11 protein-coding genes and 1 tRNA gene are annotated in these 11,269 nt (G+C 49.5%); 2 read left to right on the forward strand and 10 right to left on the reverse strand.

The genetic code is table 11. The features are described 5' to 3' along the window. Positions 1-166: 166 nt before the first annotated feature. The 4 genes from QQL65_RS16470 to QQL65_RS16485 form a co-directional block, all read right to left on the reverse strand. A complete protein-coding gene (locus QQL65_RS16470; RefSeq protein WP_284366344.1) occupies positions 167-2,629 on the reverse strand; it encodes a hypothetical protein in 2,463 nt (820 codons plus the stop codon). Positions 2,630-2,754: 125 nt separating this feature from the next. Continuing rightward, positions 2,755-3,222 (reverse strand): hypothetical protein, encoded by a 468-nt coding sequence (locus QQL65_RS16475; protein ID WP_284366347.1) that lies wholly within the window; start codon positions 3,220-3,222, stop codon positions 2,755-2,757. A gap of 130 nt (positions 3,223-3,352) precedes the next feature. Beyond that, positions 3,353-3,428: transfer RNA gene (locus QQL65_RS16480), tRNA-Trp, on the reverse strand. Positions 3,429-3,513: 85 nt separating this feature from the next. Then, complete coding sequence (locus QQL65_RS16485; protein ID WP_284366348.1) at positions 3,514-3,894, reverse strand: MAPEG family protein; 381 nt, start codon at positions 3,892-3,894, stop codon at positions 3,514-3,516. 117 nt (positions 3,895-4,011) lie between these two features. Between QQL65_RS16485 and QQL65_RS16490 the strand changes: the two genes are divergently transcribed. Continuing rightward, a complete protein-coding gene (locus QQL65_RS16490; RefSeq protein WP_284366349.1) occupies positions 4,012-4,788 on the forward strand; it encodes a helix-turn-helix domain-containing protein in 777 nt (258 codons plus the stop codon). 7 nt (positions 4,789-4,795) lie between these two features. Here the strand turns inward: QQL65_RS16490 and QQL65_RS16495 are convergent, their stop codons facing one another. From QQL65_RS16495 to QQL65_RS16510, 4 genes are all read right to left on the reverse strand, one after another. Beyond that, positions 4,796-5,815: an NAD-dependent epimerase/dehydratase family protein gene (locus QQL65_RS16495; protein ID WP_284366350.1), complete on the reverse strand. Its 1,020-nt coding sequence runs from the start codon at positions 5,813-5,815 to the stop codon at positions 4,796-4,798. Continuing rightward, a complete protein-coding gene (locus tag QQL65_RS16500) occupies positions 5,812-6,645 on the reverse strand; it encodes an SDR family NAD(P)-dependent oxidoreductase (RefSeq protein WP_284366351.1) in 834 nt (277 codons plus the stop codon). Before QQL65_RS16500 ends, QQL65_RS16495 begins: the two co-directional genes overlap by 4 nt. Before the next feature lie 28 nt (positions 6,646-6,673). Then, on the reverse strand, positions 6,674-7,255 hold the full coding sequence (locus QQL65_RS16505; protein WP_284366353.1) for a TetR/AcrR family transcriptional regulator: 582 nt from the start codon (positions 7,253-7,255) through the stop codon (positions 6,674-6,676). A 346-nt stretch (positions 7,256-7,601) separates the two neighbouring features. Then, positions 7,602-7,934: a hypothetical protein gene (locus QQL65_RS16510; protein WP_284366355.1), complete on the reverse strand. Its 333-nt coding sequence runs from the start codon at positions 7,932-7,934 to the stop codon at positions 7,602-7,604. 196 nt (positions 7,935-8,130) lie between these two features. On the opposite strand from QQL65_RS16510, the gene QQL65_RS16515 reads away from it, so the two are divergent. Further along, on the forward strand, positions 8,131-8,874 hold the full coding sequence (locus QQL65_RS16515) for a hypothetical protein (protein WP_284366356.1): 744 nt from the start codon (positions 8,131-8,133) through the stop codon (positions 8,872-8,874). 528 nt (positions 8,875-9,402) lie between these two features. Here QQL65_RS16515 and QQL65_RS16520 read toward each other — a convergent pair. Both QQL65_RS16520 and tuf read right to left on the reverse strand, forming a co-directional pair. After that, the gene (locus QQL65_RS16520; protein WP_284366358.1) at positions 9,403-9,921 is read right to left on the reverse strand and encodes a PASTA domain-containing protein; all 519 of its coding nucleotides are present in this window, start codon (positions 9,919-9,921) and stop codon (positions 9,403-9,405) included. Positions 9,922-10,078: 157 nt separating this feature from the next. Further along, on the reverse strand, positions 10,079-11,269 hold the full coding sequence (gene tuf, locus QQL65_RS16525; RefSeq protein WP_284366359.1) for an elongation factor Tu: 1,191 nt from the start codon (positions 11,267-11,269) through the stop codon (positions 10,079-10,081).

An 11,269-nucleotide genomic window follows, 5' to 3' on the forward strand; every position in this document is an offset into this window, starting at 1 on the left:
GGTGTCTCAATTAAGCTCGCGAAACGATTTCGCCTCTTCTATTGCCTGACCAAGACACAAAGCAAGCAATTCAAATGGATATTTGGCAAAGACCATCCAATCGCAGAATATAACCTTAGGGCACACAGGCGCACGTCGACTTCAGGGTGCAACGCGCCAAAGTGGATTAATTTACAGGCACGCGCAAAGCATTGCCTGGCGGATACAAATATATCCTGCTGAATGGTTGGTTAAGCATCCCAATTGCCGAAACAAATGGGTCACACACTTCACCCGATCCGTTAGCCGTATTGCATTTATCTATACACGCGGCCCGCGCTGATTCCGCTTGCGCCGCCGTGCAAGTGAATTTGGACATCTGGCTGGTGTCACCATCAATCCCAAACCAGAACCCGCGAGCAAAATTTTGCCACTGCGAATAAAACGGATCGCCATTCGAGGCTTCGCGAAGCCTTTCTGTGTATTCCTCAGCTAATAATTCTAAATCTAAAAGCTTGGCGCGTTGCTCCGCAGTTGGCGTTTTGCGAATGCTGCCCGTATATTCCAATGGCGGCGAAGGCTCAAAATATGGCCCGTCATGTTGGGTTATCTCGCCCGTCGTTTCATGCTGATAAATATGCAGTACGCCCGCATCCAATTGTTTGTTAAGTGCGGCAATCTCATCAGAGATAGCCATAAGCTGTGCTTCAAGTTGCGCGGCTTCGTCTTTGTTCTCATCTGGCTGTTCAATGAGCGATGAAATCAAAGGACGTAGCTGGTCATCCAAAAGCGCTTGATCTGCGTAAACATTGCACTCCGCAACGCAATGCGCTGGGGACTGCGTATCTGTGATTGCTCCAAGCGTTCTGCAAGAAGCTACCCATTCAGCGACTGCAACTTCGCAAATTTGCGCACGCTCACCGCCAAGTTTTCGACACGCCAACACGGGGTCATAGTCACAGTGACTGGTTTGATCGCGTCTGCCGCTCACAAAGATCATTGGCTCGGGGATCAAATCTGCCAATGTAGCTGGATCAACAGGCACAGCTGAGGAGACTTGCGTGCCCTGATCTACGGGAACATCTGCGCCATTATTGTCGGCTGCAATTGGCAAGGTCTGACCTTGATCAGTCGAATTGGCGCCAGAGCTTTCCTTTTCGGGATCCAAAATATCGTCAGGGTCCGGCAACATATCGGGCGCGTCGACAAGACCTGTTCCAGCGTCACCCTCGGCATCAATCACGTCAGGAGGAAACATAGTGATCTCTTCTACATCTGTATCTGGCGTTTTTGGTGCTGCAATTGGAGTGGTTTGTGCAGGTTCTGGCAAAGTAAGTCCGGTTGTACCCCCACCATCATCAACATCTGCGCCTTGTCCAGTAGGATCCGATGTCGGCCCCTTTTCATCCCTTAGCGCATCCAAAATATCTTCGGCCCCGTGCGGGCCAGCAGGTGCCTCTCCAGTTGAATCTTCAGATTCAAGCACATCATCCGGGTCGGGCGGTGTGAAATCTTGTGCCGCGGAATCGTCATCGGCTTCCAAGTCGTCAAGATTCAATTCAGGGATTGTTGGATATCCACTATCCAATTCATTTGATTGCTCTTCTTCGGAACTCGGTCCAGCGGCCGAACCCAATCCAGAGCTTTCTGGCTCAGTAGGATCCGATGTCGGCCCCTTTTCATCCCTTAGCGCATCCAAGATATCTTCGGCCCCGTGCGGGCCAGCAGGCACCTCTCCAGTTGTGTCTTCAGATTCAAGCACATCATCCGGGTCGGGTGGTGTGAAATCTTGTGCCGCGGAATCGTCATCGGCTTCCAAGTCGTCAAGATTCAATTCAGGAATTGTTGGGTTTCCGCTATCCAATTCATTCGATTGTTCTTCTTCAGAACTTGGCCCAGCGGCCGAACCCGACGCCGAGTTTTCAGGTTCAACCTCCGGCTCCACGCATGGTGGCAATTTGGCAAGACGGTCTTCAAACTCCTTAATTTGTTCCCGAGTTTTCCGTCTGGCCAACCGAGTTTGCTTTGCTGCGGCTTTAACCGTTTTTAACTTTTCACGTTCCTCCACAAGTCTGCGTTTCCAACGCCTTAAATCTGAATCATAGTAATCCAGAAGTTCCGCTACATATCGCAGATCTGCATTAGCACCCCATAGCCAATCCAAGCAATTTGCACGTTCATTTGGCGCAAAAAACTCCCATGCAGACTGCGCCCAACTTTGCGGGATTTCTACAATGCCAGTGTAAACAACCTCACCATTTGCCCGCTTAATAGGATTAACGAGTTTGACAAACTCCTTACAGCGCTCCGCTTGAACGACAGCGGTATCATAGTTACCCCTCACCCTAGCTAAACCCTCAGCATCACGTTTTGAGAGGTATAAAAATGCGTCGACCCCACTCTCGGTATACTTCAATTGCTTCATTTCATCAGCCAAGCGTTTGTCCAAGGTGCGATAGTTTCCTTCCAGTCGAGCAATATGACCCTCTAACTCAATGCGAAGTTTATCATCGCCAGATGCAACCGCAGTTGATGCCAACCAGCAGCACGCCACAATCAACATAAGAGAAGGACGCACGACCGCTCTTGCGAAAGACGCAAGAAGGGCCATTCCGCGAGCAAGTGATGTCGAAATTGCAAAATCTTTCATTTGCAGTTGTTCCTCGAACAAGCATCCGGCACCACTGTACGCCAAAACACTCAAATCGCAAATTGCACCCAAACGCGCAGCGAGAACTTTACGATTTTGGCCGTTGAAACAACTTTTGAATTTGCTTAGTTGCAGCTCTTGCTGATCACGTTGCAATCATCATCACGGAAGTAAGTGCAATTGCCTTCAGTGATAACTGCAGAACAGCTTCCGCCAAGGATACTGCCAGCGCCGCCCACTGGCGTATTGGCGGCCTGCAGAAGTGCCAGAACCAAAATGATGGGATAAACGAGTGCGAACCGTTTCCACAATCCGCCCAATTCTTTACGGTTCTTCCAAAGCAAATATATGCCGGCGGGAAAGGCAACAAAAACATAGAGCGGATGCGTGAAATTGATGCCGAGAACAAACGCCATGGCCACAGCTACGGTGACACCAAACTTAACATTGCGAATGAATTCTTGGTTTTTCCAAAGCCCGTAAATACCAACAGGAAAGAAGGTCAGTATCCAGGCAATGACCAAGTTCTTGTTGTCGTACCAGTGAACGGCTTCGTCATTGCCATTCGCGTGTGCTGTTTCTTCTTCCGACATGCCTGCTCGCCTCAGTACCAAAAGCCTTGATTGAACAATGCACCAACGGGTTCGTCAATGGAACAGGTTGAAGTATCAACCCAATTAATCACATGGCTTGTTCGATAGACTTCAATTTGTTGGAAAGAAATGGCAGGGGCGGAGAGACTCGAACTCACGACCCTCGGTTTTGGAGACCGATGCTCTACCAACTGAGCTACACCCCTGCATAAGCGACAAAAGCCGCTGGCAAGGGTCTAATGCCAACGGCGATTTGTTTCAAGTGCTTTTACGCACTCTTGCCAACAAAATTTATCCAATTAATGGCCAAGCCATCAAAACAAGTCCCACGAACCCGATAGACCAAACGATTGAACGCAACCACGGCACCGCAAACAAATAACACAGCAGATAAACAATGCGCGCCAAAACAAACAATTGAGCACCCAATATGGCGGTGGCGCTAACCTCGCCTAAAGCAAGGCTCAACAATGCTAATGCAACAAACGGGATCATGTTTTCGCGCAGATTATTGTGTGCCCGCTCGGCCCTTTGGCCAATGGCTGGCAGCGCCGGCAGATCGTCCCTGCTCCCCACATATCGGGATATCCCAATCTGTGGGATGCGTATCATCGAGGGCAAAAACAAATGTATGTAATAAACGACCAACGCCGCAAAAATCCAAAATACCATTTCGATCTCCGTTCTTTGTGTCCTATAAATTGACCGCATCAAGGAATAGATTTCAATTCCCTGCTAAGGAATTGCCTCGTCTCTGATTTGTAATACGCTCCATTAAGGAGAATGGACTTGAACAATTTTGGACACATATTAAGCGCGGAGCGCAAATCTCGCGGCATTAGCCAGCACCGACTGGCCAATGAGGTTGAAACAACACAGCGGCACCTCTCCTTTCTTGAAACTGGCCGCTCCAAACCCAGTCGCGAAATGATCATCCGGCTCGCCGAAGCGCTGCAAATGTCATTGTCGCAACGCTCCGAGCTGTTTGAATCCGCAGGCTTCACGTCGCCTTATAAGTCACGCTCGATGGACAGCCAGTCCATTCGCCAAACCATTCATATTCTGGAAAACTACGTCCTGAGCAATTGGCCATTTCCCGGGATTATTATGGACCCGGAAATGAACATTCTAAGCTTCAACCAAAGCGCAAAAATTTTGTTCATGTTGCCCGACCATAGCGATACACCCATGAATGTTTATGACATTCTCCTCAGCAATGGCTTCATGGAACGGGTGCAAAACTGGGAAGAATTGAGCTGGGCGGTCTATTTGCGCCTACGCCGCCAAGCGCGCAAACACCCACAATTCCAACAAAAACTAGAAAGCTACGAAGCATCTGGACTATTTGACGACGCAATTAAGCGCCTGGCCAACTCTTCTGACGTGCCCCCCTTCATCCCAATCTTGATGGAATTTGAAGACGGAACGAAACTGCAATTCACCTCCATAGAGGCGGGCCTTTCCACGGTGCATGACGACATCCTTTCCGGCATTACAATTGAAATGGTGTTGCCGTTAAATGGTGTGAGCGACCAGATAATCCGATCGCTCGCCAAAGCAAACTAGGCGCAGTTCACGCCTGCCCGAGCGCTGGCCACGGCATGCCGAACTCGATCGATTCCTGAACGCTTTCAGCAAGCGCATCGCGCCAATCGTCTTGTGCCACAAACCCCAGCTTTTGCTTCGCATATTCGATAGACGGTTTTCTGTCTTCACTTACCCGCACAAGTGAACGCGTTAGAAATGGTGCCTTCCCCGGCAAAACAGGATGAAGGATTTCCATTAAGCCACCAAAAACATATGCAGCCCAAAATGGAACAGAGAAGAGCGGTTTTGGCACCCGTGCAAGGGTCGACATCTCATTGACCACTTCGCGCATTGTCGGCGCGTCATCGTGACAAATGTTGAAACTTTCATTTGACTTCAATTCTGTTGCTTCGCAAAACTTTACGAAGGCTCGCGCCATATCTCTGCCACTCACAAGTGGCAGTCTATTGGTTCCCCCCGCAAGCCAAGGCACCATATATGTACTCAGCCTTGGCAATAAAGCTGGCGCAATGCCAAGCTTGTTGCCACGCCCCACAAAGTGACCAAGTCGCATATTCGTGAAATTGGTGTGCGTCGTCGCCTTCGTTTGCATATAGGCATCAAGGTCAATCAGATAATCAAGATGTGGCCAAAATCCGGATTTTTCTGGCGTCGCGAAATCATCAACCTCGCCAATGGATCGGCGACCAACCATTGCAACGGTGCTGGCGAGCGCGAAGCGATCCACTTTATGGCGCACCGCCAGATCAACCAGATCGCAGGCAACGTCAAAAAACCGTTCTTTCTCTTCGCTTCTGTGTCCCCAAAATGTTGCCCAGGTGCCAACATGCAGCACAACGTCAATATCTGAGAACAAATCCTGCCGGTAAGTTGGATCGGTCAAATCACCGGGGCGCACTTCCCCAACGAACCAGGCCGGCAAATTGCCAGGCGTTCGACAAGCTGCGACCGTTTCAAATTCTTTGTGGTCGCGCAACGCCGCAATTATGTGGCTGCCTAAAAAACCAGTGGCGCCGGTCACCAAAACCTTCTTTTTCGCACTCATGGCTTTATCTCCACGGACACTTTCAAAGGCTGAGCACCAAGAATTTTGCCCATCATGGCGCCCATCATTTTGCTCGCTAGTCGACGCGGCAGCAGCTTTGCCATAATGCGGTTCGCGCGCCCGGCAACCCAGCTTGGCTCACCCCGCATTAATGCGGACAAACCTTCAAGCGCAGTAGCGTGTGCACTCATAGGCTTCATCGGAAGTTTTTTACCACCAGCCATTGCATCAAGCGCAGGCGTTTGAGTTGGACCAGGCATTAGCACACTCGCTTTAACCCCTATTGGCTTCAGCTCGTGGTGCAACGCCTCGCCAAGACTAAGCACATATGCTTCAGCCGCTGCGTTGTTTGATAAATATGGAATGCCCTGCAGACCACCGGTGGACGAAACCAACAATATCGCACCGGCACCCTTTTGTTTCATCTGTCGAGCAACCGCATGGCTAATCGCGATATTGCCTTGGATTTTGAGCCCAATACCTTGCATATATTGCTCAAGTTCAATCTCGGTAAACCACCCAGGACTGGGCACCCCCGCATTACCGATGAGCACACCAACATCCAATTGGTTTATGCGATCAACCAATTGCATCTGCCCGCTTTCAGCTGCAAGGTCGGCAGACAATGTCTCAACCTGTATCGGGTACAGTGCCGATAACTCACGGGCGGCGCTGTCTAGCTTTTCCGGGTCCCGCGCTGCCAGCAACAGATCAAATCCATGCTCAGCTAGGATGCTTGCATGTGCAAACCCAATCCCAGACGAACCGCCAGTTATTACTGCCCAGCGACCCAATAGATCAGGCGCCAAGCCTTTTATGCTCTTCTTCATGTCGGCCTCCCAGCCATTACGTTTGTTTTTAAAGATTTTCGATCCACGCGATTAGCCGTGTGGTTTCCATTTCAACGACGTTTGGGTCGCCTAGTCCTTGCGCAATGAGCGATATTCCTTCGAGCGACGCCATGAGCTGGCAAGCCTTTTGACGCGCATCTTGCGCCGGCGAAAACTGAGCAAACTGCCCCTCCATCCAGTCAATAACCAACGCATAAATGCGCCCGGCCTTATCCAACAATTCAGGGAAATCCTTGCCGAACTCGGCACACAGCGTGCCAATTGGACATCCATAAAGAACAAGCTCATGCCGCGCTTCTTTCGTCATCGAGGCGAACTTGATTAGCCGCTGCTTCGGTGTGTCATCAGCACCCCAGCGTTCGAGCATATTTGTTGCCTGCCCCGTCAAATGCGCAACAATTGCCTCGCCAAGCTCGGTCTTTGTTTTGAAATAATAATAGACACTACCGACGGGGATATCCGCCGCCTTCGCAATGTCCGCAAGCGTGGTTGCCCGAAACCCATTTTGATAAACCACCCGTGTCGCAATCTCTTGAATTTCGGCGCGCTTCGATTTGCGCTTGCCGCCCTTCGCGTCTTCCTTGTCCATTCTCGCTGCCTTTTAAATTCGCGCCATTCGCATACTCATCACATACTAGTTAGTTCACTAACTATATAATATCGTACGGCGAAAGTTCAAGTGTTGGCAATTCAATTGAAGGATCGGGGATCGGCTTTGAGATGTATGCGAACAGATTGCCCGCTCGCCAGACCTGCAAAAATTTCGCACGCTAATTGCCCCAAGGCGAATTGACCTTGGGTTCAAATTACAGAAAAGCGCGAGGCGTAAAGCATCTCTTGCAAAACTGATATTTGTGGTGAGACGCAAAACGCCTCGCGCTCGTTGGCCGCTGCTTTTGCAATGCCTGCCCCGGGGTGCTCACCCATTTATCCCCTTACGTGCGCGCAATCTGATGTTGTGTTTTCAAATTTGAAAACCAAATTGCTGGGCATTCACCCACAATGGCAACATACCATTGACGACTTACCGCTGCCTTCGGTGTCGGACTGGACAGCAATTGCGAAAGCGCCTGACCATCGTCTGACCAAGCAACCAACATCTTCTCTTTAAGGGATTTGCCCCTCGCCGCCCCCTGTTCGTCAACAAGCTGCTCGGCTTCAAGAAAAGATGGGCTGATTATGACATGAGCAGAATGGGCGGGGATAAGTTTTGTGGAGGTGGCGGGTTCATGTCGACTTTGAGCCAAATTGAAACCTTCAGTGTTCAAATACGTACTCTCGCGAATGCTGCAACGAAAGGAACAGCTGTATTCGTGCTTTCGAACATATTCTTAACGACAGTGGTTGTAACTCTTAATAGTTTGACATTCCTTCCACATCATTATTGAAGCAAAGCAAAAAGATAAGCTTTTGATGTATTTTGAAGAAACGATGTAACACAGGTACGAAAGTGGTGTTCTGTCCATGAAAAATTTTGATTTCGATGAGTTTGTTGTGGGTCGCAAGAGACGACACATTTCAGAAGTACAACTCAACGTTAGTAGACTCGCATGCCGTGTATTTCTTGCGGCAATGTTAGTCTTCTCAATAGCATCACCAGGCTCGGCACAAAGTTCAATAGACATTGATGCGGTTTCTTCAGCGGATTCTACGCACCGCTCACTTTTGAACGAAATTCCGAGAATTATCGTCTCTGCTCGCTGCTCCACACCCTGTAATTATCTCAAGTTTCGATTGTTCAAAAAAGAGTACACGTTTAGCATTCGATATGCTCCTGTTGAACCAGCAAATGCAGATCACTTGTCGCAACTCGTCGGGAATCTGCTGAGCGCTTCCATTCCCTCAAGTCAGTTTTCATTTGTTAGTAGTTCTGCAGATCTGACTTTTGAGTTCATAGAGCTTTATGATGTATCGCTAAAGGAATCATCCGAGTTTTGCCGCATAAATCGTCCAGTAGAAGCGGGACTTGAAAACTCCATTATCAAACTTTGGTTTGATTATGAGAGCGGACATGTGCTGACAAAGTGTCTCACCGCAGCAATGCTTGACATCGCGGATTTTCCCGAATCGTCATTTGTAGCGAGCGCAGAACAGCCGTTTCGTGGGGCGTATGAAAACATGCTATTAAAAGCGTTGGCAAACATTCGTGCGGTTGGAAAGACAAATCTCACAGTCGAAGAATTTCACACACTTCTGGCGTCGGACTAAGTCAAGTCAAATCGCAAAAAATGAAAACGAGCGTAACGCTTCAAATACTCCGGAACTGAAGTAATCGCTTTGTCCGCTACACCGACTTTCACCTCGAACCCGTCATCCCCGCGCAGGCGGGGAACCAGGCCTGAGCATCGCAACCTCCAATCGCTGCGGTTCTTGGACAATCACTCCTGGATCCCGGACTTAATCCGCGATGACCGCTGTTCAATGCTTACCCATCAACCATCGACGTCACCCACGTGCGACTAAGTGGCGTTCGAGCCACGCAGGCTGACACGAGGGTCCATGTTGAGCTCACAAACAGTGTGACGCCTAAAACTGTTAGGGTTTTGGCTAGTATGCAACGCATTGTGGATACTCGGGTCAAGCCCGAGTATGACGACGAGAGGATACGCCTCGTCCGTTTTTCGTTGTGGAGTCTCGCGTGTACGGTGCACCGATCGGCGGCGTGAGAATGGGCGACCCGCAGGGTTCCCTATTTCATTTCAAATAACAGCTTCCTATCGTATAGCCTACCAACCGCTACTGTCCACCTGATACTAATAGCTTGACTATCGGGGTGCTTGTTATGACGATATCCCCGCCGATGGGTGATTGAGCAATAACTTCGCCAACTGGCTCGCTAGATGCAGTCAACTCAACGTCTATCGAGATGAGATAGTTCCCGAGAACTTCCATCGCTTCCTGTTGCATCATACCAACCACAGACGGAATAATTTTTCCCTTGCTGACATAGATGTGTAGCCACTTGGATTTTGTCCACGTACCATTTGGCACCCCTCCACGAGGCCACTGCGCACCAACTCTGTCATAGCCAACCCTATAACTGTCATCGACATATCCAACTGTTTCTACGCCAAAAAAGCCACACGAAATTGCTCGCTTGTTAGCTTCATCCACCGTCAATCCAACCAGGTTGGGCACGATGTTGGTAACACCCGCCCCTTCACAACCCTTGTAACTAACGATCGGATCCGCCGCAAAGCCGCTTGAAATTTGTACAAGAAATAATAGCAAAATCGGAAATAGCGCGCGGTGCATCTGAATTAATTCCAAAGACTAGGCCAAAGCATAATTGCAGCAACTGTAGCCGATAGGCCCTAGAATCCCAAACCAACTCGCCGTGCTCAAATTCCAAACCAAAAAAAGGGCGCCCCGAGGGACGCCCTAATTCATTTCATCTCTAAAGACCTAGAGACTACTCGATGATTTTTGAAACGACGCCGGCACCAACGGTACGGCCACCTTCACGGATAGCAAAGCGGAGTTGCTCTTCCATCGCGATCGGCACGATCAATTCAACATTCATCTCAACACGGTCACCAGGCATCACCATTTCGGTGCCTTCTGGCAATGTCACAACGCCAGTCACGTCAGTTGTACGGAAGTAGAACTGTGGACGGTAGTTGTTGAAGAATGGTGTGTGACGACCACCTTCGTCTTTGGTCAAGATAATCGCTTCACCAATGAACTTGGTGTGAGGCGTTACTGAACCTGGCTTACAAAGAACTTGGCCACGCTCAACTTGCTCACGGTCAACACCACGGATCAAAGCACCGATATTGTCGCCAGCTTCACCGCTGTCGAGCAACTTACGGAACATTTCAACACCAGTAACTGTTGTTTTCTGCGTGTCTTTGATGCCAACGATCTCAACTTCTTCACCAACATTGATCACGCCACGCTCAACACGGCCGGTAACAACTGTACCACGACCAGAAATTGAGAATACGTCTTCAATTGGCATCAAGAATGGCTGATCTTTAGGACGTGCTGGTGTTGGGATGTACTCATCCACTGCAGCCATCAACTCAAGGATCTTCTCTTTACCGATATTGTGGTCACGGCCTTCCAAAGCAGCCAATGCAGAACCTGCAATGATTGGAATGTCGTCACCAGGGAATTCGTAAGAAGAAAGCAACTCACGTACTTCCATCTCGACCAACTCAAGCAACTCTTCGTCGTCAACTTGGTCAACTTTGTTCATGAACACAACAAGTGCTGGAACACCAACCTGACGTGCAAGCAAAATGTGCTCACGTGTTTGTGGCATTGGGCCATCAGCTGCGTTAACAACCAAAATAGCACCATCCATCTGAGCCGCACCAGTGATCATGTTTTTCACATAGTCAGCGTGCCCTGGGCAATCAACGTGCGCATAGTGACGGTTGTCTGTCTCATACTCAACGTGAGCAGTAGAAATCGTAATACCACGTGCTTTTTCTTCAGGCGCTTTGTCAATCTCGTCAAACGCTGTAGCTGTACCACCTTGAGCCTCAGCCAATACTTTCGTAATCGCTGCTGTCAATGTTGTCTTGCCGTGGTCAACGTGACCAACTGTCCCAATGTTTACGTGCGGCTTGTTCCGCTCAAACTTTTCCTTCGCCAT

It is taken from the genome of Maritalea porphyrae, from assembly GCF_030159895.1.
Classification (GTDB): Bacteria; Pseudomonadota; Alphaproteobacteria; order Rhizobiales; family Devosiaceae; genus Maritalea; species Maritalea porphyrae.

Bases quoted from the DNA above. Each gene is read 5' to 3' on its own strand.
- QQL65_RS16470 (WP_284366344.1), bottom strand. From the start codon at position 2,629: ATGAAAGATTTTGCAATTTCGACATCACTTGCTCGCGGAATGGCCCTT.
- QQL65_RS16475 (WP_284366347.1), bottom strand. From the start codon at position 3,222: ATGTCGGAAGAAGAAACAGCACACGCGAATGGCAATGACGAAGCCGTT.
- QQL65_RS16485 (WP_284366348.1), bottom strand. From the start codon at position 3,894: ATGGTATTTTGGATTTTTGCGGCGTTGGTCGTTTATTACATACATTTG.
- QQL65_RS16495 (WP_284366350.1), bottom strand. From the start codon at position 5,815: ATGAGTGCGAAAAAGAAGGTTTTGGTGACCGGCGCCACTGGTTTTTTA.
- QQL65_RS16500 (WP_284366351.1), bottom strand. From the start codon at position 6,645: ATGAAGAAGAGCATAAAAGGCTTGGCGCCTGATCTATTGGGTCGCTGG.
- QQL65_RS16505 (WP_284366353.1), bottom strand. From the start codon at position 7,255: ATGGACAAGGAAGACGCGAAGGGCGGCAAGCGCAAATCGAAGCGCGCC.
- QQL65_RS16515 (WP_284366356.1), top strand. From the start codon at position 8,131: ATGAAAAATTTTGATTTCGATGAGTTTGTTGTGGGTCGCAAGAGACGA.
- QQL65_RS16520 (WP_284366358.1), bottom strand. From the start codon at position 9,921: ATGCACCGCGCGCTATTTCCGATTTTGCTATTATTTCTTGTACAAATT.
- tuf (WP_284366359.1), bottom strand. From the start codon at position 11,269: ATGGCGAAGGAAAAGTTTGAGCGGAACAAGCCGCACGTAAACATTGGG.